21 protein-coding genes, 1 pseudogene and 1 riboswitch are annotated in these 25,798 nt (G+C 59.9%); of the genes and pseudogenes, 12 read left to right on the plus strand and 10 right to left on the minus strand.

What is annotated here, in order from left to right:
- Positions 1 to 19: 19 nt before the first annotated feature.
- A complete protein-coding gene (locus tag JFT66_RS13760; protein WP_034119047.1) occupies positions 20 to 913 on the plus strand; it encodes a LysR family transcriptional regulator in 894 nt (297 codons plus the stop codon).
- A gap of 124 nt (positions 914 to 1,037) precedes the next feature.
- Here the strand turns inward: JFT66_RS13760 and JFT66_RS13765 are convergent, their stop codons facing one another.
- The 3 genes from JFT66_RS13765 to JFT66_RS13775 form a co-directional block, all read right to left on the minus strand.
- Positions 1,038 to 2,897, minus strand: a complete 1,860-nt coding sequence (locus tag JFT66_RS13765) for a DUF3857 domain-containing transglutaminase family protein (protein WP_034119048.1) — start codon at positions 2,895 to 2,897, stop codon at positions 1,038 to 1,040.
- A gap of 180 nt (positions 2,898 to 3,077) precedes the next feature.
- On the minus strand, positions 3,078 to 4,424 hold the full coding sequence (locus JFT66_RS13770; protein ID WP_198859428.1) for a glutamine synthetase family protein: 1,347 nt from the start codon (positions 4,422 to 4,424) through the stop codon (positions 3,078 to 3,080).
- 11 nt (positions 4,425 to 4,435) lie between these two features.
- Complete coding sequence (locus JFT66_RS13775; RefSeq protein WP_153838461.1) at positions 4,436 to 4,993, minus strand: helix-turn-helix domain-containing protein; 558 nt, start codon at positions 4,991 to 4,993, stop codon at positions 4,436 to 4,438.
- A gap of 61 nt (positions 4,994 to 5,054) precedes the next feature.
- Here JFT66_RS13775 and JFT66_RS13780 point away from each other — a divergent pair, with 61 nt between their 5' ends.
- The 3 genes from JFT66_RS13780 (at position 5,055) to JFT66_RS13790 (ending at position 7,082) form a co-directional block, all read left to right on the plus strand.
- Positions 5,055 to 5,402 carry a nuclear transport factor 2 family protein gene (locus JFT66_RS13780; protein WP_233094220.1) on the plus strand — a complete coding sequence of 116 codons (348 nt, stop codon included), beginning with the start codon at positions 5,055 to 5,057 and terminating at the stop codon, positions 5,400 to 5,402.
- Positions 5,403 to 5,491: 89 nt separating this feature from the next.
- A complete protein-coding gene (locus tag JFT66_RS13785; RefSeq protein WP_034119051.1) occupies positions 5,492 to 5,800 on the plus strand; it encodes an RcnB family protein in 309 nt (102 codons plus the stop codon).
- An 88-nt stretch (positions 5,801 to 5,888) separates the two neighbouring features.
- Complete coding sequence (locus JFT66_RS13790) at positions 5,889 to 7,082, plus strand: MFS transporter (RefSeq protein WP_153838460.1); 1,194 nt, start codon at positions 5,889 to 5,891, stop codon at positions 7,080 to 7,082.
- On the opposite strand, the gene JFT66_RS13795 is transcribed toward JFT66_RS13790, so the two are convergent.
- Both JFT66_RS13795 and JFT66_RS13800 read right to left on the minus strand, forming a co-directional pair.
- The gene (locus JFT66_RS13795) at positions 7,045 to 7,317 is read right to left on the minus strand and encodes a DUF1652 domain-containing protein (protein WP_034119053.1); all 273 of its coding nucleotides are present in this window, start codon (positions 7,315 to 7,317) and stop codon (positions 7,045 to 7,047) included. The genes JFT66_RS13790 and JFT66_RS13795 overlap by 38 nt on opposite strands.
- Before the next feature lie 101 nt (positions 7,318 to 7,418).
- Positions 7,419 to 8,915, minus strand: a complete 1,497-nt coding sequence (locus tag JFT66_RS13800; RefSeq protein ID WP_198859429.1) for a PAS domain S-box protein — start codon at positions 8,913 to 8,915, stop codon at positions 7,419 to 7,421.
- Between the two features lie 201 nt (positions 8,916 to 9,116).
- On the opposite strand from JFT66_RS13800, the gene JFT66_RS13805 reads away from it, so the two are divergent.
- Both JFT66_RS13805 and JFT66_RS13810 read left to right on the plus strand, forming a co-directional pair.
- Complete coding sequence (locus JFT66_RS13805) at positions 9,117 to 10,085, plus strand: hypothetical protein (RefSeq protein WP_034119055.1); 969 nt, start codon at positions 9,117 to 9,119, stop codon at positions 10,083 to 10,085.
- A gap of 78 nt (positions 10,086 to 10,163) precedes the next feature.
- Complete coding sequence (locus tag JFT66_RS13810; protein ID WP_034119056.1) at positions 10,164 to 10,784, plus strand: transglycosylase SLT domain-containing protein; 621 nt, start codon at positions 10,164 to 10,166, stop codon at positions 10,782 to 10,784.
- A gap of 316 nt (positions 10,785 to 11,100) precedes the next feature.
- Here JFT66_RS13810 and JFT66_RS29765 read toward each other — a convergent pair.
- Positions 11,101 to 11,292 (minus strand): annotated as a pseudogene (locus JFT66_RS29765) (DUF6124 family protein); the annotation flags it as partial.
- Positions 11,293 to 11,616: 324 nt separating this feature from the next.
- Between JFT66_RS29765 and JFT66_RS13820 the strand changes: the two are divergent.
- The 6 genes from JFT66_RS13820 to JFT66_RS13845 all read left to right on the plus strand — a co-directional run bounded on the left by JFT66_RS13820 (position 11,617) and on the right by JFT66_RS13845 (position 20,975).
- A complete protein-coding gene (locus tag JFT66_RS13820) occupies positions 11,617 to 11,961 on the plus strand; it encodes an FKBP-type peptidyl-prolyl cis-trans isomerase (RefSeq protein ID WP_034119058.1) in 345 nt (114 codons plus the stop codon).
- 467 nt (positions 11,962 to 12,428) lie between these two features.
- Positions 12,429 to 15,134, plus strand: coding sequence for a magnesium-translocating P-type ATPase (gene mgtA / locus JFT66_RS13825; RefSeq protein WP_153872348.1), 2,706 nt, complete (start codon positions 12,429 to 12,431; stop codon positions 15,132 to 15,134).
- A gap of 35 nt (positions 15,135 to 15,169) precedes the next feature.
- The gene (locus JFT66_RS13830) at positions 15,170 to 15,886 is read left to right on the plus strand and encodes an MgtC/SapB family protein (RefSeq protein WP_034119060.1); all 717 of its coding nucleotides are present in this window, start codon (positions 15,170 to 15,172) and stop codon (positions 15,884 to 15,886) included.
- Between the two features lie 289 nt (positions 15,887 to 16,175).
- Entirely contained in the window at positions 16,176 to 16,802 is a 627-nt protein-coding gene (locus tag JFT66_RS13835; RefSeq protein WP_034119061.1) for a response regulator transcription factor, read from the plus strand.
- Position 16,803: 1 nt separating this feature from the next.
- Complete coding sequence (locus JFT66_RS13840; RefSeq protein WP_198859430.1) at positions 16,804 to 20,418, plus strand: transporter substrate-binding domain-containing protein; 3,615 nt, start codon at positions 16,804 to 16,806, stop codon at positions 20,416 to 20,418.
- 134 nt (positions 20,419 to 20,552) lie between these two features.
- Entirely contained in the window at positions 20,553 to 20,975 is a 423-nt protein-coding gene (locus JFT66_RS13845; RefSeq protein WP_034119186.1) for a hypothetical protein, read from the plus strand.
- Here JFT66_RS13845 and JFT66_RS13850 read toward each other — a convergent pair.
- The 4 genes from JFT66_RS13850 to JFT66_RS13865 all read right to left on the minus strand — a co-directional run bounded on the left by JFT66_RS13850 (position 20,972) and on the right by JFT66_RS13865 (position 25,670).
- Positions 20,972 to 21,934 (minus strand): ABC transporter substrate-binding protein, encoded by a 963-nt coding sequence (locus tag JFT66_RS13850; RefSeq protein ID WP_198859431.1) that lies wholly within the window; start codon positions 21,932 to 21,934, stop codon positions 20,972 to 20,974. The two genes, JFT66_RS13845 and JFT66_RS13850, sit on opposite strands and share 4 nt — an antisense overlap.
- Positions 21,931 to 22,290: a (2Fe-2S) ferredoxin domain-containing protein gene (locus JFT66_RS13855; RefSeq protein ID WP_153872345.1), complete on the minus strand. Its 360-nt coding sequence runs from the start codon at positions 22,288 to 22,290 to the stop codon at positions 21,931 to 21,933. Before JFT66_RS13855 ends, JFT66_RS13850 begins: the two co-directional genes overlap by 4 nt.
- A complete protein-coding gene (locus tag JFT66_RS13860; RefSeq protein WP_198859432.1) occupies positions 22,290 to 24,212 on the minus strand; it encodes a TonB-dependent receptor plug domain-containing protein in 1,923 nt (640 codons plus the stop codon). The genes JFT66_RS13855 and JFT66_RS13860 overlap by 1 nt, the downstream gene beginning before the upstream one ends.
- 91 nt (positions 24,213 to 24,303) lie before the next feature.
- Positions 24,304 to 24,508: riboswitch (cobalamin riboswitch) on the minus strand.
- A gap of 64 nt (positions 24,509 to 24,572) precedes the next feature.
- Positions 24,573 to 25,670, minus strand: a complete 1,098-nt coding sequence (locus JFT66_RS13865; protein ID WP_034119064.1) for a 3-deoxy-7-phosphoheptulonate synthase — start codon at positions 25,668 to 25,670, stop codon at positions 24,573 to 24,575.
- Positions 25,671 to 25,798: the final 128 nt, after the last annotated feature.

Here is a 25,798-nt window from a genome sequence, read left to right on the forward strand (position 1 = left end):
CCCTGGCAATGGAGGCGACATGTTCGACTGGAATGACCTGCGGTTTTTTCTCGAGTTGCAGCGCAGTGGCCGCCTGCTCACCGCCGCGCAACGCTTGAAAACCACGCATGCCACCGTGGCCCGGCATATCGAGGCCATCGAGAAAAGCCTCGGCACTGCGCTGTTCGTGCAGCACGCCCAGGGCTATGAGCTGACGCCCTCGGGCGAAGCGCTGCTCAAGCATGCCGAAGCCATGGAGAACGTGGCGCTGCTGGCCGAAGACGAACTTACCCACTCCGCTGCGCCCCTGGGCAAGATCCGCCTGGGTGTGGCCGAAGGTCTGGGCGTGATGTTCCTCGCCGGTCGCATGGGTGGGTTGTTCGAGCGTTACCCGGGATTGGAAGTGGAGCTGGTCGCAGTGCCGCGCTTTGTCAGCATCCTTAACCGCGAAGCGGAGATCAGCATCCACCTGGAACGCCCCAGCGTCGATCAACTGGTGACGCGCAAACTCACCGACTACCGCCTGGCGCTCTATGCCAGCCGTGCCTATCTGGAGCGCAGCGCCCCGATCGAAAAACGCGAAGACCTCGCTGCCCATTCCTGGATCGATTACGTCGATGATCTGCTGTTCAGCCAGGAGCTTAAATTCCTCAGCAGCTTCTGCCGTAACCCCAAGGTGGTGTTCCACAGCACCAGCGTTATTGCCCAGCATCAGGCGGCGCGTTCGGGGTTGGGCATTGCGGTGTTGCCATGCTTTATGGCGGCTGGCGATGCGGATTTGGTGCCGTTGCTGCCGGCGGAAGGCATCCAGCGCAGTTACTGGATCAGCTCGCGTCGGGAGCTGCATAAGTCGGTGCGGTTGCGGGTGTTGTGGGATTACGTGGTGGAGTTGTGCGCACGGGAGCAGGGTTTGCTGCTTGGCGAATCCAACTGACGGAACGGGGATCAAAATGTGGGAGGGGGCTTGCTCCCGATGGCGGTGTATCAGTCGATGCAACTGTGACTGAACCACTGCTATCGGGAGCAAGCCCCCTCCCACATTTGACCTGAGTTTGATTTTAAAGCTTCACAACTTGATGCACCTGCTCGGCACACGCCCGAGCCTCATCAATCATTTTGCCGAACGCATCACTGGCCACTTCTTTATGGGTCAGCCAGCGCTGTTTCTGGCTCAGGCGATAGTGATACCGCAGCGAACCGTCCTCCAGTTTCCCATCCAGGTCGAGGTCGTACCATGGCGAGCGTACCTTGCAGCCGGGGATGGCTTTTTCCATCTGCCCGCCTGTCAGGGTGAAGGTGTAGTCATAGGTTTCAGGGTTGCCCAGGTAGAGGTCGGCCTGTTGTCCTTGACGGCGATAGTTGATGTAGCCCTCCCAGCGGTCTTTCAACGACGGGTCGGTGTAGACATAGTCATTGGCCAGCTTTTCCAGGGCTCGCTGGTCGTTCATGCTGGCGGTGACGCTGTAACCGTCATGCACCACAAAGCCGGTAGGTTCGCGGGTGATCTGGCAGTCGCTGATGTCGTTGCCGAAGTTGGCGCAGATGTTCTGGTCGGTGGCCGTGGTGCCTTGCTGGCGGTCGGCGACGCTCAATTGCATCAGCGGCAGGCGACTGAAGGTGATGGTGGCCTTGACCGCGCCATCGCCCTCCTTGCCGAACTGCACATGTTTGTCCAGGCGCACCGCGACTTCGGGGCGTTCCAGAGGAATGTGTTCTTCGCGCACCTGGCCCTGAGCATCGTTGACCAGCACCCAGCGGTCCTGGATGTCGGGCATGGTCTGGCCGGGGGCGAAGACCGGGTTGGTCGGGTCGAGCCACCACACCTGGCCATCCACTTCGGCGCGCACGATGGCGTGGTTTGGCGCCTGGGTGCCGGGGATCAGCAAGGCGTCTACCACATCGCCACGGCTCACCCATGCTGTCTCAGCCTTGACGCCGCTGGCCTTGAGCATGGCGGTCAGCAGGGTCGCAAGGTCCTTGCAGTCGCCGTAACCATGCTGCTCGATTTCCGCCAGGCTGAACGGCACGTAGCCACGCTCACTGGCGCGCCAGTCACCCAGGTAGCGGTAGTGATCATTGATGTGCTGCATCATCGCAGCGACCTGCTCGGCCGGTGCCAAGCTGCGTGCGGCGGTCACGGCGGCGGCAGCTTGCGCCGGCAGGTTGGCACCGAGGATCTGGTTGTAGCGTTGCGCGAAGTCACCGAAATACGCTTGGCGTTCCACGGCGCTGCCCACTTCCAGGCGCGGACTGCGTAGCAGTGCGGCGGCGGAAGATTCATTGATGTAGTTGACGTAGGTCGGGGCTTTCAGCACCACGTCCAGGGTCTTGCCGTTGCTCGACGGGGTGACCTTGAAACCGTCGAACATTTCACTGCGCCACTGGATCGGCCGTTCAGCGGTAAAGCGTGCCTTGAAGCGATCACGGCGGACCGCGCCGGGGCCGAGTTTGAGTACATAGTGGAACTGGGTCATCAGCGGTTTGGCCGGGTAGTGCTGACGCACGGTGTAGCGGATCTGTGTGCCCACGCGCAGGTTGGGGAAGGCCAGGGAGGTTTGCTTGTTGCGGCTGAAGCCCTGGTCTGGGTTGGGCGCGGTGCGCGTGTCGATTTGTGTGGCGGCCAGGGCGACCGGCTTGGCGCCGGGCTGTGTGGACTGAGCACTGATCACTTCAAAGGTGTCGCCTTCGGAATAATCGAAGTCGATGCGCGAGAGCATTTCGCGGCCGTTGGCTTTGAGGATCGTGTAGCGGTAGGTGGTGGTGCAGTCGGTACTGGCGTCGCGGTTGAAGTGGCAGTGAAACTCGGTGTCGTTGGCCAGCGGGGCTTCGGCCAAGGGTTGAAGTGCAGCAGAAACACAATGGCTGACCAGCCCCAGGCTGATGACCATCAAAGGGCGGTGAAACGAAAAACGGTACATGGGCGCCTCGGGTGACACATTGAAACAACTACCCGGCGGGTAGCGAGAAGGCGCCGGATGATAATGGATCTCACCGGCAAAATCCAGGATTGTTCGACAATTTTTCCAGCTGAAAGGCCCGTGCTAGAGCCTTTCGTTTGATTTATGTCAGGGTTTTAGCATGTTCAGTTCGACAGTTTCTTAAAGAAACCAGCGATATTCCCGCGCATGGATCTCTTGTTGAAAGGCCAAGTGATCCTGGCGTTTGTTCTCGCAGTACACGTCGACAAACTCGGCGCCCAGCTTATCGCGCACGACCGGTTGTTGCTGCATGGCGCGCACGGCGTCGAGCATTTCCACCGGGAAATCGGTGCCGCTGCTGCGGTCCTCGTTCAGCGGGGTAATGGGTTCGCGCTTGGCTTCGAGCCCATGCTCCAGCCCCACCAGGATTGCCGCCAGCACCAGGTAGGGGTTGGCATCGGCGCTGGCCAGTCGATGCTCGATTCGCAGGTTGCGCGGGTCGGATTCGGGGATGCGCACACAGGCGTCACGGTCTTCAAAGCCCCAGCTGGCACGCGTCGCGGCGTTGACCGCGCCGCCCAGGCGGCGGAAGGCGTTGTGGTTGGGCGAGAAGATCGGCATGCAGTGGGGCAGCAATTCCAGGCAACCGGCCACGGCGTGGCGCAGCGGCTGCTGCTGATGGGCGGCGAGCAGGTTATTGCCGGCCGCGTCGTAGAGGCTGACATGCACATGCATGCCGCTGCCGGGAAATTGCAGGTAAGGCTTGGCCATGAAGCTGGCGCGGTAACCGTGCTTGAGCGCCACGCCGCGGGTGCTGCGGCAGAACAGGGCGGCCCAGTCCGCGGCGCGCAGGCCGTCATCGCAGTGGCCGAAATTGATCTCGAACTGGCCGGGACCGATCTCGGCAGTGATCACCGTGATGTCGATGCCCTGGTCCTTGGCGGTTTGCGCCATGTCGTCCAGCACTTCACTGAAGCGTGACAGGCGTTCGATATGCAGGTTGGGCTGGTCATCGGCATCATCGCTCAGCGGGTCGCGGGCGAACTGCGGCAGGCCGTTTTCGAGTTTTTTATCGAACAGATAGAACTCCAGTTCAAACGCCACCACTGGGTGAATGCCCTTGTGCTGCAAGCGCTCCAGCACCTTGGCCAGGACTTCGCGGGGTTCGAATTCGATCGGCGCTTCGGTGCCGTCGGAGGTGATGAGCATTTGCCCCAATGGCTGTGACTCCCAGCTCACCGGCTTGAGCGTACCGGGCACCAGTCGGCGATTGGCATCCGGGTCACCGTCGTTGAAGCAGTAGTCACCAATCTTGAACAACCCACCCTGAGCCCCCAGCAGCACGGCGTTCTGCGGCAGCTTCAACGGGCTGCCGGCGGCGACTTTTTCAAGCATCTCCACCGGGTAGCGCTTGCCGTAGAAATGCCCGGGGATGTCCAGGGCAATCAGGTCGACATAGCGTACGTCGGGGTGGTTCTGGCGAAAGGTCCGTACTTCGGCCAGTAACGTGGAGGAATGGCTTTTCACGGGTGTAGCTCCTAGTTGTAAACCCACAGGACGCGGGCGGGCAGGTCGGTCAGGTTGGCGTAGCGGCAGTGGGCGAAACTGGCCAGGTGGAAACTGTCGCCGGGGCCGAGGGTGACGGGGTCGGCCTCATCTTCAACCCATAGGGTCAGCTCGCCTTCCAGCACAAAACCGGCCTGTTCGGCGCGGTCGCTCATGCTTTGTTCGCCGCTGTTGGCACCGGGGGCCAACAGGCTGTCGAGCATCGAAAACGCGCCATTCATGCTCGGCGACACCAGGATGTCGGTGATGCCATTGGCGTAATACACCGTGCGCCGCTCGTTGGGGCGGGTGACCCAGTCGACCGCCTTGGGTTTGGGCAGGCTGTAGAAATAGGTGGTGGGTACGTCCAGAGCGTGGCTGATGGCAGTCAGGTCGGCCACGGTCGGTCGCGACAGGCCGCGCTCGACCTGGGACAGGAACCCCACCGACCGCTCGATTTTTTGCGCGAGTTGGGCCAGGGTGAGCTTCTTGTGCTTGCGCAAGTCGTGGATCAGCGCTGCGAGGGTGGCGAGTTCTTCTTGTGGCGTCATGAAATTTATGTCGAATAATTTCATGAAAAATTACAGGATTAATTTCATAGGGGCAATGGGGATGGAACTTCAAGCGCATTTATTCGCACTGGAACAGGAGCTTCAGGGGTATGCGACGCGCTCGGATGCGGAACGGCTGGGGCACCTGCTGGCGGATGATTTCGTTGAGTTTGGTGCCAGTGGCACTGTCTGGGGCAGCAAGGCCGAGGTGATTGCCGGGTTGCAGGATGAGGTGTTTTCACCGCGGCGCATGTCCGGGTTTACCGTGAAAATGCTTAGCCGCGGCGTGGCACTGGTGACTTATCGCGGTCATCGCCAAGGGGTGGGGGACTCATTGCGCAGTTCGGTGTGGCGCGAAGAGCACGGGCAGTGGCGGATGGTGTTTCATCAAGGCACACCGGCTCACTGACTTACACCTTGTGGCGAAGTCAGCAGGCTGAATGATTCCGCGCCGCTGCGGTCGGAAGTTGGGTACGTACCATCATTGAAGGAGCACCCATGAAGTCGAAAACCTTAGCCGCTTGCCTGCTGGTCGCTGCCAGCTTCTCCACCGCCAGCGCTGTCGTGCAGGCTGGTGATACCCCTCAGGAAACCGTGCAACCTTCAAATATCAACGCTCGCGACTTGAAGGAGGGCGACCGCGCCCCGGATATGCTGATGCGCAAGGAATCGGCGGTCAGTGACTGGAAAAAGCGCGGCCTCAAGCAGCCCGAAGAAGACAGCCAATGGGCACGGGTGGGCGACAAGTTCGTGCTGCTCAAGACCACCAACGGCACCATCCTCGAGATCACCCCGGTGAAGAAATAATCCCGCATCACCAGCTGCTGTTTTCCAGATTCTTGCGTTAAGGTAACCGGCCCCATGGGTCGCGTTACCTTTGAAGAATGAGAGCAGGATGCTTGCCACAATAAGAAACTACCCCCGTACCGTGAACCTGTTGCTGTGTGCCACGTTGTTGCTGACGTTGGCCAAGGCGATCACCTTTCCCTACCTTGTCATCTACCTCACCAGCCACTTCGCCCTTGACATTACCCAGGTCGGCCTGGTGATCGGCAGTTCGCTGATCGTCGGCTCGCTGCTCAGTGTCTACGGCGGTTTCCTGGTCGATCGCATTAACAGTTATCGACTGCTGCTCGGCTTGAGCCTGGTGTTTGTGCTGGGGTTTATCGGCACGCTGCTGGCGCAGAATATCTGGGCGTTCTATAGCTGCCTGATTCTGATCAACCTGGCCTACGCGGTCATCGACATTGCGGTGAAAGCCGGCTTCGCCAGCCTGCTGCCCGAAGACGCACGCAGTGAAGTGTTTTCCATCAAGTACACCCTGACCAATATCGGCTACGCCGTCGGGCCGTTCTTCGGAGCGATGGTGGCCAAGCTGGATATCAGCCTGCCGTTTATCCTGTCGGCGCTGCTGGGGCTGGGGTTTTTCCTGTTGTACTGGCGCTGGGGTGACCGCAACTTGGCCACCGTCGATGTGGCGCAAAAGCCGGTGCCGTTCCTCGCCGTCGCCCGCGTATTGCTGCGTGATCGCCGCCTGGTGTGCTTCACGTTGGGCGGTCTGCTCAGTGCGGTAGTGTTCGGCCAGTTTACGGCTTACCTGTCGCAATACCTGGTGACCACCACTACCGCCGAATACACCTACACCGTGATCAGCGCAGTGCTGACCACCAACGCCGTGTTGGTGATTGCCTTGCAGTACCTGATCGGCCGACAAATTTCCCACCGTTACCTGAGCCAGTGGCTGATCGCTGGCTTGAGCATGTTCATGTTGGGTTTGATCGGGTTTGCGCTGTCCACCAGCGTGTTGTGGTGGGTGCTGGCAATGGCGGTATTTACCGTGGGGGAGATCATCGTGTTCCCGGCCGAGTACATGTTTATCGACCGAATCGCCCCGGACCATTTGCGCGGCATGTATTACGGGGCGCAGAACCTGTCCAATCTCGGCGCCGCGATGGGGCCTGTGTTGTGTGGGCTGGTGCTGGCCAGCCTGCCGGCCCACTACATGTTCTACATGCTGGGGGCGTTTATTGTCGGGGGCGGGGTGTTCTATTTCATAGGTGCGGCGATGAAGGCAAATCATCCAGCGTGAGTTTGCCGACGTTGTTGCTTTGCAGTTCGTAGCGCAACTCATCGACCATTTTTTCCACTTCCTGCGGGGTCTGCAGGCGGTTGGTGCTTATCCCGGTGACCACCAGGTCGACCCGGCCGGTTTCGGCGTCGTAGACCTTGAGGGTCAAGGACGCGTCCCGGCACAGGGTGAACTCGCACGTCAGCGGTGACAGGCCTTCTTCGATGCAGTTGCGCAGTTGAGAGAGGGTAAACATGCGGGTTCCTTCGAGGCATAAGTACGATCCTTGAAGGTTATGGCGTGCACCCTCGCGCTATAAGGCGAATTCGCACTAGCTCAACTAGTGCATTTGTATGTTCAGGGCTTGCTTTTCAGGCGCAACTCACCGGCAAACAACCCACGTTCACGAGCCCAGACGATGGCCGCACTGCGGCTGTGCACCCCCAGCTTGGAATACACCGTGGCCACATGGTTACGCACGGTATTAGGTGCCAGTTTAAGGCGCGAGGCGATCTCCTTGTCGGCCAAGCCCTCGCAGATCAGGCCCAACACATCGCGTTCACGGGCGGTCAGGTCGGTGAAGGCCACGTTCGGCAGGTTGGGGCTGTTGACACTCTTGGCGTTGGCCAGTTTTTCGATCAGGGTCTGGCTGAACCACGACGCGTCCTGCATCACTTCCTCAATGGCCGCGACCAACTCAAGCTCCGAGCGTTTGCGTTCGGTGATGTTCATCAGTACCAGCAGGTAGCAGGGCACGTCCTGGATGACCACGGTATCGGCCCAGACCACGCAGTCGACCACCTCGTTGCCTTTCTTGCGCACCTTGAGGTCCTGGCCGTCGAGGTTGCCGGCTTTTTCCAGGCTGGCGAACAACTGTGCGCCGGCCTGCGGGCTGTCGATGAAGTTGATCTCTTCGATGGATTTGCCGATCAGCTCCTCGCTGTTGTAACCGGTGATCGTCATAAAGGCTTCGTTGATATCCACCACCTGGCGGTTATCGGCGCTGCACACCAGGGTCGGCACTGGCGTCAGGCGGAAGGATTTGGCGAAGCGCTCTTCGCTCTGGCGCAGGGCAATTTCCGCTTTGCGCCGTGGCTCCAGGTCGGTGAAGGAAAACAGCATGCAGTCTTCCTCGTTCATGTCCAATGGCTGGCCGGCGACAATCACCAGTTTGCTGCCACCTTCAGGCAGTTTCAGTTCGGCCTGCATTTGCGGGATGGTCGAGCCTTCGCCCAGGCGCTGGATGGCCAGGTCCTTGCGTTCGGCCTGTTCGAGCACATCCAACTCGTACACGGATTTGCCGATGACCTGGTCGCGGTTGTAGCCGGTCATTTCCAGGAAGCCCTGGTTGACCTTGATATAGCGCAAGTCGCTGAGACGGCAGATCACCGCGGGCGCGGGGTTGGCGTTGAAGGTTTTCTCGAAGCGTTGCTCGGCGCTGGCCCATTCGGTGGCGTCGCTGAGGATCAGCACCAGCAGCTCCGGCGCGCCTTGAGCGTCGGTCAGCACCAGGCTGCGCAGGCGGTGCACCCAGCTGCGCTGTTCGTTGGCAGTGGGGCTGACTTCCACCACCACATCGCTGAACTCTTCACCCGCCGCGACGCGGCTAAGGGGGTAGCTGTCCAGCTGTAACGGATGATTGTTGCGATAGCGCAGGGCGAAACGCTTGGCGTACGCCTCGGTGTTGGCGCCGAGCTCTTCGACTTCGCTGACCCCGTGCATGGTCAACGCCGCTTCGTTGGCCCAGAGGATGGTTTGGTCGACCTCGGCAAGTATCACCCCGTCGGACAGCCCGGAGATGATCTGCTGCAATTGGCGGCGGTTGGTTTCTTTGGCGAGAACATCCTGGGTCATAACTTCTCCGGCGGCAGGTCTAGGGCGCATGGGACTACGACATCCCGGCTTCAGGATAGTGCAGAGTAATTACCCGGGGAGCAGTGCGAATGCACCAGTTGGCCTGGTGCATATGGCCCACGACTGAACGTATGTCGTTTCGCCACACTCACACCCATCAAGGCGCATTGCCTTGCTCCTAAAACTGAAAAGGACCTTTGTATGACCACTGTCTATGAAACCAATCGATCGCTATTCCGTGTGTCGTGGAGTTCGGTACTGGCCGGTAGTGCAATCGCACTGGTGACCTACCTGGTATTGAGTGTGTTGGGTACGGCCATTGGCGCCAGTGCCGTGGACCCTATGGAAGCGGGTAACCCGCTGAGCGGTTTCGGCACAGGCGCGGGTATCTGGCTGTTTGTTTCGACATTGGTGGCCATCGCCCTGGGTGCTTTCGTGGCCGGGCGCACTGCACCGGACCGTGGCGGCCTGCACGGCGTCTTGACCTGGACGCTGACCACCTTGCTCACCACCTGGCTGCTGGCCGGTTTGGCTGCCAGTGTGGTGGGTACCGCAGGCAATGTCGTGGGCAAAGGTTTGTCGGCCGCCGGCAGTGGCATCGCCGCCGCAGCACCGGGGATCGGCAACAGCCTCAAGCAACAGCTGAACGAACAGGGCATCCAGCTTGACTGGAACAGCCTGCAAGGCCAGCTGGACACCCTGCTCAAGCAGAGTGGCAAGGCTGAACTGGACCCGGCCAATGTCGAGCAGAAAGCCGACCAGGCTGCCGCTGATGGCAAGCAATCGGCTACCGATGCCGCGACCAACCCGGCCCAGGCCGGTGATGAGTTGAAGCAGTGGTTCGAACGCGTCAAAGCCTCCGGCGAGCCGGCGCTGAATGCCGCGGATAAAGAAGCACTGGTCAACATTGTTGCCGCCCGTACCGGCAAGAGCAAAGAAGAGGCCACCCAGATCGTCGACAATTATGCCCAGGCTTACCAGCAAGCCATGCAGAAGGTCGATGAACTCAAGCAACAGGCTGAACAAAAAGCCCGTGAAGCTGGTGAAGTAGCGGCCAAGCAACTGTCCCGCGCCGCCTGGAGCACCTTGGCCATGCTGCTGTTGGGTGCGGCCTTGAGCTTTTTCATCGGTCGTATTGCGCTGACTACCCGTCGCGTGCCATTGGCTTAAAACGGTCTGCGGCAAGGACGCCGCCGTGTTGAACGCGTAAAATGCCGGATTTTTACGCGTTTCACGCAAAGGTGCCCCTTGATCGCAGGCAAAGCCGTCGGACTGTTATTACTCACTTCTCTGTTGGCGGCGTGCGGCACCTCGCCGCCACGCACGCCCAACGATATCTGCGGTATTTTTCGCGAAAAAGATGACTGGTACGACGCGGCCAAGGTCACGCAAAAGCGCTGGGGTGTGCCGATCCAAGTGCCGCTCGCGATCATGTATCAGGAGTCGGGCTTTCGCCACGACGCCAAGACCCCGCGTAAATACCTGCTGTGGATCATCCCCTGGGGCCGCGTTTCTACCGCTTCGGGCTATGCCCAGGCCAAGGATGAAGTGTGGAGCGACTACCGCAAAAGTACCGGCCGCAGCGGCGCTGATCGCGAAGACTTCGACGACGCCATCGACTTTATCGGCTGGTACATGGACAAGACCTACACCATCAATGGCGTCTACAAATACGACGCCTACGGCCAATACCTGAATTACCACGAAGGTTGGGGCGGCTATCGCCAGCGCACCTACGCCAGCAAAGCCTGGCTGCTGCCGGTGGCAAGCAAGGTGCAGGCGCGTTCGCAGCTGTACGCGCGCCAATATGCCGGGTGCAAGAATGAGTTGGGGCGGGGGTTCTGGAGCCGGTTCTGGCATTGGTTGTAAAGGCTGATAGAGCGACCTCGGAATGCATACAGATCAAAATGTGGGAGGGGGCTTGCTCCCGATAGCAGAGTGTCAGTCAATGATGTGGTGACTGATGCACCGCCCTCGGGAGCAAGCCCCCTCCCACAGTAAATTGCGGTACGGCGCTGGACCTTTGGCGAGGCTGTTGGCAGCCTGAAAGCCGACCGCTATCTAGCTGATGCCCTGCGATCAAAATGTGGGAGGGGGCTTGCTCCCGCTAGCAGAGTGTCAGCCATGATGGGGTGACTGATGCACCGCTATCGGGAGCAAGCCCCTTCCCACATTTAGTTTTGCATTAGCGCGGCAGTATGCATTCCAGGGAACGGTCCACCATCCCGCTGGCCATCTCCACCAGGTGCATGACCGAAATGACCAAGGTGCGCGAAGTGCCATCCAACTGCTCACCCGCTGTCTGCGCGGCAACGGCGGCGCAACGCAGTACGCTGCTGGCATGAGCCAGGGCGTCTTCGAAGCTGAGGTCGGGTGTGGTGGCGAAGAATTACAGTTCTGGGGCGGGTGCAGCGGGTATGAGCTTTTCCATGGCTTGATTCCTAATTGAGCCGAAAAAAAGCGCCTTGCAGAAGGGGGCGTTTAGCGCCTAATCATTCGCGGTCTACCAAACCCCGAGTCACTGAATTGGCAGTGACCAACGAAGACTAGCCACGCGATTTGAACGGCGCAAGCGGTTGGGATTCTCTCGGAACATGCTTCAAGTTAAAGGGAAATATCATTGTTCCGACTGTTCCTACACTTGCCAAACCCACCCGATTCTGGGAAAACCCCAGCCTTTCACGCCTTCAACGAGAACCCCATGAGCAACGACGAACTGCAGATCACCGACATCCGCCTGGGCGACGGCAAGGCCGTGGTCAAGGGCGCGCTGATCACTACCCAATACACCGGCACCCTGGAAGACGGCACAGTGTTCGATTCGTCCTGGGAACGTGGCAAGCCGTTCCAGTGCGTGATTGGCACCGGGCGCGTGATCAAGGGCTGGGACCAGGGTTTGATGGGCATGCAGGTCGGCGGTGTACGCACGCTGTATGTGCCGGCGCATCTGGCCTACGGCGAGCGCTCGATGGGCGCGCATATCAAACCCAACAGTAACCTGCGCTTTGAGATCGAGTTGCTGGAAGTGTTGACGCGGGATGATTGAGGATTCCATCCCACATTTAAGCTTCATTGGTTTCAAAAAACACTTCCTGAACCCATCCTGAAGAATTTTCTTATTCCCCATATGGAAACTTTCCTACGGTTTACTCTGCTGACATCGGGGCGTAAGCTTCGCGCGTTTTCATCAATAGCGGAGACCCTCAGTGGGTACTTGTTCGAGTGACAGTCGTCGGCCGGTTTCGGTAACCGGCACCTACTTGGCAAGGTAACGCGCATTCTTTCGATGCCGTTGTCTCGCCTCACAAAGCGAGAAGCGGCATCCCGGCAGTGGCCAGTCCTGGCGCCTGCCTGAACCCCTCTCATCGACGCTGACCAGCATCTGGTGCAATCCAGGATGCTACGGACGCGCCTGCCTTTTACGGTGGGCGGGCCAATCTGACTGTGCCTTGTATCCGGCACGGTGCAGACGGCCGTACCTGCACGAAGGTTTCCTCGCGCAGGAGTAACACCATGAACCTCACTCTGCTCAAAGAGTTCTTCGCCGGTTTCCTGCGGACCCGGCATATCGCTCGGCACTTCCGCCGGTTGGCGATGCTTGAGACCGTCACCGACGCCAGCGTCAGCCGCGAAGTCCCGCCAAGCCTGGCGCACACCCTGGTGGCTGCGGCCAATGGCAGTGCCGTGCAGTTGTTGAGCGTGCTGGGCAGCCATTCGGCGGGGCTCACTAACCAGGAGGCCGATGCCCTGCGCGTGCAATACGGCCTCAATGAGGTCGAGCACGAGCAACCGCTGCCGTGGTGGGTGCACCTGTGGCACTGCTACAAAAACCCGTTCAACCTGCTGCTGACGTTGCTGGCGGTAATCTCCTGGCTGACCGAAGACATGAAGGCCGCCACGGTGATTTTCTCCATGGTGGTGCTCTCGACGCTGTTGCGCTTCTGGCAAGAGGCCAAGTCGAACAAGGCGGCCGACGCCTTGAAGGCGATGGTGAGCAACACCGCGACGGTGCTGCGCCGGGATGCAGCCAAGCGTATTGAGTTACCGATCAAGCAACTGGTGCCGGGCGACCTGATCGTGTTGTCGGCCGGTGACATGATCCCCGCCGACTGCCGCGTGCTCAGCGCCAAGGATTTGTTCGTCAGCCAAGCGGCGATGACCGGTGAATCCATGCCGGTGGAGAAGTTCGCCCATCAGCAGGACGCCCACACCCGGAACCCGCTGGAGTTGGAGAACATCCTGTTCATGGGTACCAACGTGGTGTCCGGCGCCGCCACGGCGGTGATCCTGGCAACCGGCAACAGCACTTATTTCGGTGCGTTGGCGCAACGCGTCACGGCAACTGACCGCGCGACCACCTCGTTCCAGCACGGTGTCAATAAAGTCAGCTGGTTGCTGATTCGCTTTATGTTCGTCATGGCGCCGCTGGTACTGTTCATCAACGGTTTCACCAAGGGCGACTGGACTGAGGCGCTGTTGTTTGCGCTGTCGATCGCCGTGGGCCTGACCCCGGAAATGCTGCCGATGATCGTCACCTCGACCTTGGCCAAGGGCGCGGTGTTCCTGTCGCGCAAGAAGGTCATCGTCAAGCGCCTGGACGCGATCCAGAACTTCGGCGCCATGGACGTGCTGTGCACCGACAAGACCGGCACGCTCACCCAGGACAAGATTTTCCTGGCGCGCCACGTGGACGTGTGGGGCCAGGAGTCTGAAGACGTACTGGAAATGGCTTACCTCAACAGCTACTACCAGACCGGCCTGAAAAACCTGCTGGATGTAGCCGTGCTGGAGCACGTGGAAGTCCATCGCGAGCTGAAAGTCGGCACCGCGTTTCATAAGGTTGATGAGATCCCCTTCGACTTTAACCGCCGCCGCATGTCGGTGGTGGTGGCCGAGCAGGACCAGCCGCACCTGTTGATCTGCAAGGGCGCGGTGGAGGAGATTTTGTCGGTGTGCACTCGCGTACGCCATGGCGACGTCAATGAAGCGCTGAGCGAAGAACTGCTGGCGCGCATTCGTCAGGTGACGGCGGCCTTTAACGAAGAAGGGCTGCGTGTGGTGGCAGTGGCAGCGCAGCCGATGCCGGCAGGGCGTGACACCTACAGCCTGGCGGATGAAAACGACCTGACCCTGATCGGCTATGTGGCGTTTCTCGACCCACCCAAGGAAAGCACCGCACCCGCCCTCAAGGCCCTCAAGGCTCACGGTGTGGCGGTGAAGGTGCTGACCGGCGACAACGAACTGGTCACGGCAAAGATCTGCCGTGAAGTGGGCCTGGAGCAGCAAGGCCTGTTGATGGGCAATGATATCGAGGCCATGACCGACGCCGAGCTGGCCCTGGCTGTGGAAACCACCAATGTGTTTGCCAAGCTCACGCCCAGCCACAAGGAGCGCATCGTGCGCTTGCTCAAGGCCAATGGGCATGTGGTGGGCTTTATGGGCGACGGCATCAACGACGCGCCGGCGCTGCGCACGGCGGATATCGGTATTTCGGTGGACAGTGCGGTGGACATCGCCAAGGAAGCGGCCGACATCATTTTGCTGGAAAAGAGCCTGATGATCCTCGAGGAGGGCGTGTTGGAGGGCCGCCGTACCTTCGCCAACATGCTCAAGTACATCAAGATGACCGCCAGTTCCAACTTCGGCAACGTGTTCTCGGTGCTGGTGGCCAGTGCCTTTATCCCGTTCCTGCCGATGCTGCCGATGCATCTGCTGGTGCAGAACCTGCTGTACGACATCTCGCAGATCGCGATTCCATTCGATAACGTCGATGACGAAATGCTCGCCACGCCGCAACGCTGGCAGCCGGGGGAGGTGGGGCGCTTCATGCTGTTTTTCGGGCCGATCAGCTCGATCTTCGACATCACCACGTTCGCACTCATGTGGTATGTGTTCGATGCCAACACCCCGGACCACCAGACCCTGTTCCAATCCGGCTGGTTCGTGGTGGGGCTGCTGACCCAGACCCTGATCGTGCACATGATCCGCACCCCGAAAATCCCCTTCCTGCAAAGCCGTGCGGCACTTCCGTTGATGCTGATGACGGGCGTGATCATGGCCGTGGGGATTTTCCTGCCAATGGGGCCGCTGGCGCATTACTTCAAATTGCAGGCGCTACCGTCGCTGTACTTTGTGTTTTTGCCAGTGATTCTGCTGGCATATATGGCGCTGACTCAGGCGGTGAAGGGCTTTTATATCCGTAGGTTTGGCTGGCAGTAACCGGTCACAGCCACTGCATTCATGGAGATTTTTTTATGCAGGCAATCAACAACATCAACCTCAACTCCCTGGTCGACACTGTAGTCAGCCTCAGCGCGGCGTTTATCCTCGGTGGCTTGATCGGCTTCGAGCGCCAGTACCGCCAGCGCACCGCCGGCTTGCGCACCAATGTGCTGGTGGCCGTCGGTGCGGCGATTTTTGTCGACATGGCCAACCGCCTTGGCGGCGCTGAGGGCGCTGTGCGCGTGGTCGCTTACGTGGTGTCGGGCATCGGTTTTCTTGGCGCCGGCGTGATCATGCGCGAAGAGGGCAATGTGCGTGGGCTCAATACGGCCGCCACTCTTTGGGCTTCTGCGGCAGTGGGCGCCTGTGCCGGCGCCGACCTGATCCTTGAGGCATTGCTGGGTACGCTATTTGTGCTGGCGGCCAATACCTTGCTGCGACCGATCGTCAATAACATCAACCGCCAGCCGATGGACGTGGTGTCGGCAGAGGTCACCAACATCCTCTACGTCATTGCGCGACGCAGTCAGCAACAGGCCGTCATGGTGTTGCTGGAAGCCGAGTTGGCACGCTGCAACTACCCGGCCAGCGATGTCGACGTGCGACCGTTCGGCAGTGAAGAGGTGGAAATCGAGGCCACTCTGGCCGCAACGTCGGTCGATGGCGACGAGCTGGATGCACTGGTGGCGCGTATCTCAACGTCAACCTTGGTGGTGCAGGCTTTCTGGAGCCCAAGTACCACTGACTGACTGTTGTGGGCAAGTGAGGGTCGGCTAGTCTTTATTGTAGAAAAATCCTACATGCAGTCAGGATTATCCCTTCAGATGAAACATTTTTGCGTTGCTAAGGTTGTGCACTTGCGGCTGCTGGGTCTTCGAGGTCTGGCGTCCGTGGTTATGCTGAGTTAATGGAAAGGGCCAGACACCGCTTGGTTATCGTCCTGAGGCTGTGCAGTACCGTTCGTCGGAACTGTCATTTCTCACAGGTATCCAGGTCAGGTGTGATGTGTAAGGGTATTTTGTCCACAAAGGGAAGTTTATGAGCAAAGCATTAATTGTGGATGACCATCCGTTTATCCGTGCGACGGTCAAACATCTCTTGCAACTGGAAGGGTTTGTTGAAATTTATCAGGCGGGGGACGGCGCCGATGCAATGCAGTTGGCGAGGGAGCAACGTCCTGACCTGATTATCCTCGACCTGGCGATGCCCAAGTTGGGTGGGTTGGAGGTCATCAGCCGGGTCAAGGCATTGGGCTTGCCTTGCAAGATTCTGGTACTGACCTCCTACCTGGCGGTGTTTTTTTCCACCCGCTGCATGCGCGCCGGCGCCATGGGCTTCGTGGCCAAGACTGGCGAACTGGATGAGCTGCAAAAGGCCATCAAGGCAATCATGTCGGGATACAGTTGCTTTCCCAGTTTGCCGACCAGTTCGGTACGCCGGGACGACCTGCAGGAAACAGAACGGCAGATGATCGAGTGCCTGTCGGATCGTGAATTGACCGTATTGCAGAAGCTGGCCATCGGGTTGGGTAATAAGGAAATTGCCGAGGATATGCTGTTGAGCCACAAAACGATCAGCACCTACAAGACTCGCCTCAAGGAGAAGTTACGCATGTCTTCGGTAGTGCACTTGTCCAAGTTTGCCCAGCGCAACCATCTGATCTGAAATGATCACCACCGCGTTTACGAGGTTCGCCACGATCCTTTGGATGAGCCTGTTACCCCTGATCGCGGTGGCCCTCGACGAGCCTCACGCTTTGCGGCTGCTGGGGCACTCCCATATCGAAACCACCGCAGTGGGGCTGGGGGAGGCTGATTGGCGCTGGCTACGCGAGCGGCGCACATTGTTGATGGGGATTTCTGCTCCCGATTACCCACCTTTTGATTTGACCAATAACAACGACGAACTCGAAGGTATCACTGCCGATTTTTCCGCATTGATCGGCCAGGCCCTGCATATTTCTATCGAGGTTCGGCGTTACGGCTCCCGCGATGAAGTGGTCGAAGCCCTGAAGCAGGGCGCGGTGGATTTTCTGGGCTCCGCCAATGGCTATGAGGCTGCCGACCCGCAACTGCTTTTGTCGCGCTCTTACGCCAACGATCAACCGACCCTGGTGACCCGCAGCGGTGACAGCCAAGTGTTAAGTGACGACCTGGCAGGCAAGCGTGTGGCAATGCTGTATCACTATATGCAACCCGACGCAGTCCGGGCATTTTACCCCCATGCCCAGTTGGCGCTTTTTGCCTCGACCTTCGAGGCGATCGGCGCCGTGGCGTTTGGGCGCGCCGATGTCTACCTGGGCGATGCGATAAGCATCAATTACCTGATCAATCGTAACCACCTCAACAACGTGCGCATGGCGGATTTTTCCGGCTTGGAAGTCAACCCGTTTGCGTTTGCCGTCGCCCGGGAAAATACGCGGTTACTGTCGATCCTTAATGCCGCGCTGGAGGCGATTCCCGCGAGTGAGCAGATGGAAATCCTGCGCCGCTGGAGCGGTGGCAACCTCGGGATTGTCGGTGTCGACCGGCTGCACTTGAGTGCCAATGAGCAACGCTGGGTGCAGAAAAATCCACGGGTCAGAGTCGCGGTGCTCAACGACTTCCTGCCGTTGTCCTTTATCGGTGATCAGGGGCAATTCGAAGGGTTAAGTGCGGAGGTGCTGTCACGCATCAGCTTGCGCACCGGTTTGAAGTTCGATGTGGTCCCCGGCAGTTCGTTGCCGCGCCAGATCAATATCGTCAGTGCGGGCACGGCGGATATGCTGGCGGTCGTCACCCCCAGTGTGGAGCGTGCCGAAAAGGTGCGCTTTACCCGGCCCTACCTGACCAATCCATTTGTACTGGTGACCCGTGACAGCCCGCACAGCCCGCTCACGCTGGAGGATATGGTCGGCAGACGCCTGGCCATGGTGATCGGCAATGGCCTGCATGATGAGATCTCGCAGGATTTTCCAGGGATTGTGTTCGTCGACGTGGAGAACCCGCAGCAAGCTATGGCGCTGGTGGCCAATGGTGACGCTGATGGTGCGGTCAATTCACTGATCAGTGCGCGCTATCTGATTGCCCGGCATTACCGCGACCGTTTACGAATCACCAGCACAGTCGGAACTGAGCCGGCACGGGTGACCTTTGGGGTCAATCGCAGCCAGTTGGAGCTGTATTCGATCCTGGACAAGGCACTGCTGAGCATCACACCGCAGGAAATGGACGAATTGATTGGCCAATGGCGCAGCGAAGTCATCATTGAAGACAGCTATTGGCTGCGTTATCGCAGCGTGATCATTCAAGGCTTCGGGTTGGCCGCGCTGTTGTTGGTGGTCACGCTGGGCTGGGTTATCTACCTGCGCAGTCTGATTCGTAAGCGCGTGCAGGCCGAGCGGGCGCTTAGCGATCAGATGCGGTTCATGAGTGTGTTGATAGATGGCACTCCACACCCAATTTACGTGCGCGACCGCCAGGGGCGGTTGATGGCCTGCAATAACGCGTACCTCGATGTGTTTGGTTACAAGCTTGAAGACGTGATCGGCCGGACTGTGGTGGAAACCGACACCGACAACCCTCCACAGGCCCAGTCGTTTCAGGAGGATTACCTGCGTTTGATGGCCGGGGGCGAGCCGCAGATTCATGACCGGATACTCAAGGTGCCCAATGGCGATGTGCTGACCATTTACCAGTGGATGCTGCCCTACCGCGACGGCGACGAGAAGGTGGTGGGCATGATTGCCGGCTGGGTAGACGTGAGCGAACGGCATCGGCTGCTGGGCCAGTTGCAGGAGGCCAAGGACGATGCCGATGCCGCCAACCGCGCCAAGACCACTTTCCTGGCGACTATGAGCCACGAGATCCGCACGCCAATGAATGCGGTGATCGGCATGATCGAGCTGGCCTTGAAAAATGCTGAGCAGGGGCGGGCCGACCGCGACGCATTGGAGGTGGCATCGGTGGCCTCGCGCGGCATGTTGGAGTTGATTGGCGATATTCTTGATATTGCGCGAATCGAGTCCGGGCATTTGTCGCTGAGCCTGGAACCGGCCAACCTGCATGAGCTGCTGGCGTCCGTGGCGCGCGTGTTCGAGGGGTTGGCGCGGGCCAAGGGGCTGGCGCTGCACGTTGAGCTCGACCCATTGAGTGACCGGACGGTGTTGGTCGACCCGCTGCGATTCAAGCAGGTGGTGTCGAACCTGCTGAGCAATGCCATCAAGTTCACCGCCAAGGGTCAGGTAAGCCTCTGTGCTCAGACCGCGGTCGAAGGCGATCGGTTGAAACTGCAGTTATGGGTGCAAGACACCGGTATTGGTATCAGCGTCGAGGACCAGAAGCGGTTGTTCAGTTTGTTTATCCAAGGCACCAATAACCAGCAGTCGGCCCGCAGCGGTTCTGGCCTGGGGTTGGTGATCAGCCGCAGCTTGTGCGAAATGATGGGCGGCCAACTGCACTTGAGCAGCGTGCTGGGGCATGGCACACGAGTGGATGTGAGCTTGGCGCTGGCCACGACAGACACGTTGCCGGCCCGAGCGGCACCCTCGGGTGATGTGGCACCTCAGGGCCGCGCGCTGAGTATTCTGGTGGTGGACGACTACCCGGCCAACCGTTTGCTGTTGGCGCGCCAGTTGAGTTTCCTGGGCCACCGCATCACCACGGCCGAGGATGGTGTTCAAGGGGTTGAACAATGGCGCGCCGGACAGTTCGACGGTGTCATTACCGATTGCAATATGCCGCTCAAGAACGGCTATCAGTTGGCACAGGAGATTCGCGCACAAGAGCATGAACGCGGCTTGGCACCCTGCCTGCTGTTGGGGTTCACCGCCAACGCACAGCCTGAGGAAGCTGAGCGTTGTCGGCAAGCAGGCATGGATGGCTGCCTGTTCAAGCCTACCGGGCTTGATGACTTGCGGTTGGCGTTGGCCTCGCGCTCGGCCGACCTTGGCCCGTCGCAGCTGGCGACGTTTGACTTGAGCGGGCTGGTTGCGTTGACGGGGGATGATCACCCCGCGCTGGTCGAGTTGCTGGCGCCGTTGCTCGAAAGTCTGGAGGCAGATCGTGCCTTGTTGCCACTGCTGGCAAGCCAGGTTGACTTTGCCAAGCTGCACGACCTGGCCCATCGTGCCAAGGGGGGCGCGCGGATGGTCAAGGCGCATCGGTTGATCGATGGGTGCGAGGCATTGGAGGCGGCGTGTGAACAGCGCGACCGCCAGGCATTAGGGCAAGCGGTTGAGGCCGTGGGTGAGGCGATCGATGTTTTGCATCATGGCTTGAGCGCTTATTGCAATCAGCCTTGACCGTGGCTCATCACCATTCGGAGTATTTGGGAGAACTCCTACATGAACTGGGAATATGCCTGATTTTGTCGTCGGCATATGTCTGGAAAATGGCCGACGCTCACTGCCGAGCGCTGCCTGCCCAAGGGTTTGCCATGCCAAACAAAGCACTGACCATCCTGATTGCTGATGAACAGCATCTGCAACGCTTGCACATCGAGAAAATGCTTAACCAATTGGGGTATTACCGGATTGTGCCGGTGCAGACTCTCGAAGAGGTCCAGATTCTTACCGCCATTCCTGCTGAACCCTTCGATGTGCTGATCATCAACGCGGGGCTGATGGCCCATCCCTATGGGCCTCAGCTTCATGTGCATCATGTGCTGGTATACGAACATCTGGACCTGGGCGCCCCTGCCGGCGTAACCCCGGCGGTGCGGGTGCGTCTGCCGGGCGTGCCGGACATCGTCAACCTCGAACACTTCATCGACATCGTCGATCCATCCGAGGCTGCTCAGGGCCTGCGGGTATTACCGTGGCTGCGTGAGCTATCCCGCGTGCCGGTGGCCCGGGTCTAGGGGGCGTTCTCAACCACGCGGGATGCCGCAGGCGCGTTGTACGGCGCGCTGGCCTTGAGTTTTCGGGCCAATTCAAGCGCCACCTGGCCGCTGCCGATGTTGGGCACCAAATGGGTAAACGGGATAGCGATCATCCGGTTCTCACGCACCGCTCGCAACTTCGACAATACCGGGTCGGTGGTCAGTAACTGGCGCTTGCGGCTGGCGGGGGACCACAGGGCGTCGGCCAGCACAATGACGTCCGGATCCTTTATCAGCAAGGTTTCGCTGCTCACGGTGACACGTGAAAGGGGTATATCAGCCATCACGTTTCGGGCACCGGATGCGGCCAGCAGGGCGGTGACAAAGCCCCGTTGGCCTTCGCTGTCGAGGCCGTTGACCTCACTGTCCAAGTAAAACACCGACACGGGGCTGGCATCGCTCGCCATTGCCTGGGCCTGCCGCAAGTCGGCATCCAGTGCATCGCTCAATGCCTGGGCGCGCTGGGTCTTGTGCAGCAGGGCGCCGAGGGAGCGCAGGTCCTGGCGGATATGTCCGAAGTAATCCAGCGTGTGCCCGGCGCATGCAGATTCAAGCAGGTAGGATGCCACGCCGTTATCGGCCAGACCGGTGCGGGAGGTCACACCGTTGCCGAACGCGCTGGCGAAGCCACCTACCACCAAGTCGGGGCGCTGCGCATACAACACTTCGCTGGAGGGGTATTTGGCGGCAATCACTGGCACTTCGAAGTACCTGCCCTGTCGATGGGGCATACCGTCGTCATCCAAGTAAGCCACCCCGACCAGTGATGGCCCGGCATCCAGGGCCAGCAGCAGGTCGGCCGCGTGTTGATTGAGGGCGACGATGCGTGAAGGCGGTGTGTGCGGCAGCGTCCAGGCCTGGGCGCAATTGCGGTAGCTGTCCGCCAGTACCGGCGCGCTGCAGAGCAGGGCACCCACGCTTAACCACGGCACTTTCATGAGCGCTCCTGGATCAGCATCTCATCGACCACCTCACCGCCCACCAGGTGCACATCCACCAGGCGTATCACATCGGCCTTGCTGTGTACGCCGTACCAGCAACGCTGTGGGTACACCGTGAGCACCGGCCCCAGGTTGCAGGGGAATTGGCAATGGGTGCGGGTCAATAGCACGCCGCCGGGCACTTCGATGCGCCGGTGTTCCAGCAAGCGGCGGCGCAGGGTTTTCCACAGCTGCAAGGCACCGCGCTGGGTGCAGCGCGGGCCAGTGCACAGCAATACATGGTGGGCGTGGTCGGGGATACGCGACCAGTCGGGATGGGTATCCACCCCGTCGATTTGTATGATGTCGGTCATCAGAAGCGATACGTATAACGCACCTCTGAGGTGAACGGTCGGCCCAGGTTGTCGACGTTGTTGGAGCGGCTGGTGACGTAGTCGCGGTCGAACAGGTTTTCCACCAGCAGGCTCACGCGGTGCTGGTGCGCAGTGTCCAGGTAGCGATAGGCGTCTGCGTCTACCACCGAATAATGACCGTACTCGACCTGCTTGGAGCTGATGACATCGCGAATATAACGGATGGCCGCACCTGCACCCCACAAGCGGTTTTCCGATTCGAAACCAATGCGTGAACGGGCAAAGAAGCTCGGGATATCGTTGATGGTGACTCCGGCACGCGACTCGGTAAGGTTGCGGGTCATGTCCGCCTGCACGCTCCATTGGTTGTTGAGCGCCAGCTTGGCGTCGGCCTCGAAACCGCGCATCTGGATCTGGCCCTGGCCATTGACCCACTGCACACCGTCCAGGGTGATCAGGTCGGTGATCTTGCGCTTGAACAGGGTCACGCTGGCGTTGAAATCGCGCCCGGCAAGCAGGCCCTTGTAGTCGATACCCAGTTCGGCGTTGCGGCTTTTTTCCGGCTTGAGGTTGCGGTTGCCCTTTTCGTCATCTTCATTGACGAATAGCTGCTCGGCGTTGGGCAGCTTGTAAGCCGTGCCGTATTGGCCGCGTACTGCCCAGTTATCGTTGAGGTCGTAGAGCGAGGTGAGCATGCCGACGGTGGCACTGTCACCGCCGCTCATGGCCTCGTGGCGCACGCCAATGCTGGGATGCCAGTCGGGCATGGCGTCGATCTGTGGGCGCAGTTGGGTGTACAGCGCGTGGGCCTGGGCTTTGTTGTCGTCGATTACCAGCACATCGTCCTGGCCCTTGAACCATTGGTTATCGCTGCCGACGATCAACACATGCCCTCCCGGCAACTCGGCCTTGCCCTCGGCTTGCACGCCCCAGTCGGTAAAACCCCAGTAGTCGTTATGGTTGATGACCTTCGTACCACCGCCTTCGAGGTTGTTGATGCGGGTATAACGGGTGTCCCAATCGTTGATATGGCCCTTGACGAAATAGCTCAGGCGTTCGTTGATGTTCTGCTCGAAGGTCGCCGTGGCGATCTGCTGAACGCGGTCGTTGGTGGTCTTGTGGGAAGCCACCGGGCGGGCGAAATCCAGATTGGCATCGGCGTATTGGTAGAACAGTTCCAGGCGCGAATCGTCGCCAATGGATTGAATGGCCTTGGTGCCGAAGGTGGTGACTTCGTAGGAGCGTCGTTTGTCCGTGACGTTTTTCATATCGCGGTTGCGAAACGGTTGGTAGCCCTCGGACGCATTGCGGCTGACGTAGGCCAATAAGCCCAGGTCGCCCCAACCGTTGTTGAAGATTTTCTCGACCCGCGCGTCGCCGGTGGTGCCACCGAAGGTATCGACCCCAAGGTTCACTTCGCCGGAAGCCGTACGCGTTTGTGGGCTGCGGGTGACGATATTGATCACCCCCGAGACTGCCTGGGTGCCGAACAGCAGGCTCTGGCCACCCTTGAGTACTTCGATGCGTTCGATAGCGTTGGCCGGCAGGGTGTCGAGGTACAGGCCGCCGTACAGGCGATTGTTCAGGCGCACGCCGTCGAGCAGAATCAGGGTGTCATCGTTGCGCCCGCCGAGCAGGGAATAGGTACCGTAGTCGAACGGGCCGTTCTTCGGCGCTACGTACAGCCCGGGAATGAACATCTGCATCACCCGGGATACGTCGGCGGCAGGTCCGGCCCGCTCGATCTGTTCGCGGCTGACCACCTCGACTTTACTGCCGTATTGGGCCATGGCTGCGACGGTGGTGGACTCCACCGATGGCGCCGAGACGATTTGCGGGTTGAGTATCAGGGCGTTGTCGTCAGCCAGCAGCAACGGGCTGAACAGGTAGCCGATCAAGGGAGTGAATGAACGTCGAATCATAGTCTTCTCGAAAGTATCTTCGCAGAAGCACGCAGGAGAAGGCATCGAGCACACGCCAATACCGGCCCATGCCCGCCCACCGCAGGAGTTTGCCAAACAGAAATTCCAGGCCGGTCTCCGGGCTCATGCGTCTGGATACCTCCACCTTCCCATGGCGCGATGGCCACAGTGGTGTATCGAAGGGATCACGCATATACCGTTGCGGGGGCAGCACCGGACTTGCTCGAGCGAGCGTACCGGTTTCCCGTTTCACCCCAAGCACGGCGGCAGGGGGCACCTGAAACAGGAGGGCATCTGAACATTCGCACGACCGTTCGTCAACTTTCCCATTCCTGCTGCCCCTCCCATATTTTTTGATCTTTATCCGTCAGTCGGTTTGCGGTGGTCCCGCAATCGCTCGGCCGCATCGCGCAACAACTGCTCGGTACCGTTCCAGCCCAGGCAGCCATCGGTGACCGACACGCCGTACTTCATCGAAGGGCTCAACGGCTGGCAGCCTTCGAAAAGGTGGCTTTCAAGCATCATGCCGATCAGCGACGTATCACCCTGCAAGCGCTGCTCCAGCACGTCGTTGAATACCGCCGGCTGGCGCAGCGGGTCTTTGCCGCTGTTGGCATGGCTGCAATCGACCATGATTCGCGCCGCCACTTTGGACTTGGCCAGATCCTGCTTCACCTGGGCCACGCTCTGCGCATCGTAGTTCGGCCCGCGATGACCACCGCGCAGTACCAGATGAGTGTCGGGGTTGCCTGGGGTCTGGATGATCGCCGGGTGGCCTTGGCTGTCGACGCCGAAATGGCGGTGCGGGTGGAAGGCGGACCGCATCGCATCACAGGCAATCGCGACGCCGCCGTCGGTACCATTCTTGAAGCCCACAGGCATGCCCAGGCCGCTGGCCATTTCGCGGTGGATCTGCGATTCAGTGGTGCGCGCGCCAATCGCGACCCAACTGAGCAGGTCATCGAAGTAGCCGGCAGCCATGGGTTGCAGCAGCTCGGTGGCGATCGGCAAGCCCAGGCGCAGCATTTCACGCATCAGCTCGCGGGACAGGGTCAGGCCGGCGGCCATGTCATCGCTGCCGTCCAGGTGCGGATCGTAGGCCAGGCCTTTCCAACCGATGGTGGTGCGGGGTTTTTCTACGTAGGCGCGGATCACCAGCAGCATCTGGTCGCTGACTTCAAGCGCCAGCTTCTTCAGGTTGCGTGCGTATTCCATGGCCGATTCCGGATCGTGTATCGAGCACGGGCCCACTATCACCAGCAGGCGTGAATCTTCACCATTGAGGATGGCGCGCACCGCTTGGCGGTGGGCGTGGATCTGTTCATTGAGGAACGGGCTGAGGGGCAGTTGGTGCTTGAGTTCAAGGGAGCTGGGCAGGCGCTGGGTCAGGGCTTCATTGGCGCAAGACAGGGCGCTTTTCATGGCAGAGCGGGGCAAAGCGGCGACGGAGGAGTTCATATTCAAGGCTTCCTGGGCAAGCGGCGGGCGATTCCCGCGCGCTTGGCCTACTGGGGTGTTCGACAATTGGCCGTATCGGCTACGTGTGTTGGCTTGCCACCACGGGGTGACCGGTCGGAGGCGGCAGG

Source organism: Pseudomonas sp. MF6755, assembly GCF_016405635.1.
Classification (GTDB): domain Bacteria; phylum Pseudomonadota; class Gammaproteobacteria; order Pseudomonadales; family Pseudomonadaceae; genus Aquipseudomonas; species Aquipseudomonas haemolytica.

Bases quoted from the DNA above. Each gene is read 5' to 3' on its own strand.
- JFT66_RS13760 (WP_034119047.1), top strand. From the start codon at position 20: ATGTTCGACTGGAATGACCTGCGGTTTTTTCTCGAGTTGCAGCGCAGT.
- JFT66_RS13765 (WP_034119048.1), bottom strand. From the start codon at position 2,897: ATGTACCGTTTTTCGTTTCACCGCCCTTTGATGGTCATCAGCCTGGGG.
- JFT66_RS13775 (WP_153838461.1), bottom strand. From the start codon at position 4,993: ATGACGCCACAAGAAGAACTCGCCACCCTCGCAGCGCTGATCCACGAC.
- JFT66_RS13780 (WP_233094220.1), top strand. From the start codon at position 5,055: ATGGAACTTCAAGCGCATTTATTCGCACTGGAACAGGAGCTTCAGGGG.
- JFT66_RS13785 (WP_034119051.1), top strand. From the start codon at position 5,492: ATGAAGTCGAAAACCTTAGCCGCTTGCCTGCTGGTCGCTGCCAGCTTC.
- JFT66_RS13790 (WP_153838460.1), top strand. From the start codon at position 5,889: ATGCTTGCCACAATAAGAAACTACCCCCGTACCGTGAACCTGTTGCTG.
- JFT66_RS13795 (WP_034119053.1), bottom strand. From the start codon at position 7,317: ATGTTTACCCTCTCTCAACTGCGCAACTGCATCGAAGAAGGCCTGTCA.
- JFT66_RS13800 (WP_198859429.1), bottom strand. From the start codon at position 8,915: ATGACCCAGGATGTTCTCGCCAAAGAAACCAACCGCCGCCAATTGCAG.
- JFT66_RS13805 (WP_034119055.1), top strand. From the start codon at position 9,117: ATGACCACTGTCTATGAAACCAATCGATCGCTATTCCGTGTGTCGTGG.
- JFT66_RS13820 (WP_034119058.1), top strand. From the start codon at position 11,617: ATGAGCAACGACGAACTGCAGATCACCGACATCCGCCTGGGCGACGGC.
- mgtA (WP_153872348.1), top strand. From the start codon at position 12,429: ATGAACCTCACTCTGCTCAAAGAGTTCTTCGCCGGTTTCCTGCGGACC.
- JFT66_RS13830 (WP_034119060.1), top strand. From the start codon at position 15,170: ATGCAGGCAATCAACAACATCAACCTCAACTCCCTGGTCGACACTGTA.
- JFT66_RS13835 (WP_034119061.1), top strand. From the start codon at position 16,176: ATGAGCAAAGCATTAATTGTGGATGACCATCCGTTTATCCGTGCGACG.
- JFT66_RS13840 (WP_198859430.1), top strand. From the start codon at position 16,804: ATGATCACCACCGCGTTTACGAGGTTCGCCACGATCCTTTGGATGAGC.
- JFT66_RS13845 (WP_034119186.1), top strand. From the start codon at position 20,553: ATGCCAAACAAAGCACTGACCATCCTGATTGCTGATGAACAGCATCTG.
- JFT66_RS13850 (WP_198859431.1), bottom strand. From the start codon at position 21,934: ATGAAAGTGCCGTGGTTAAGCGTGGGTGCCCTGCTCTGCAGCGCGCCG.
- JFT66_RS13855 (WP_153872345.1), bottom strand. From the start codon at position 22,290: ATGACCGACATCATACAAATCGACGGGGTGGATACCCATCCCGACTGG.
- JFT66_RS13860 (WP_198859432.1), bottom strand. From the start codon at position 24,212: ATGATTCGACGTTCATTCACTCCCTTGATCGGCTACCTGTTCAGCCCG.
- JFT66_RS13865 (WP_034119064.1), bottom strand. From the start codon at position 25,670: ATGAACTCCTCCGTCGCCGCTTTGCCCCGCTCTGCCATGAAAAGCGCC.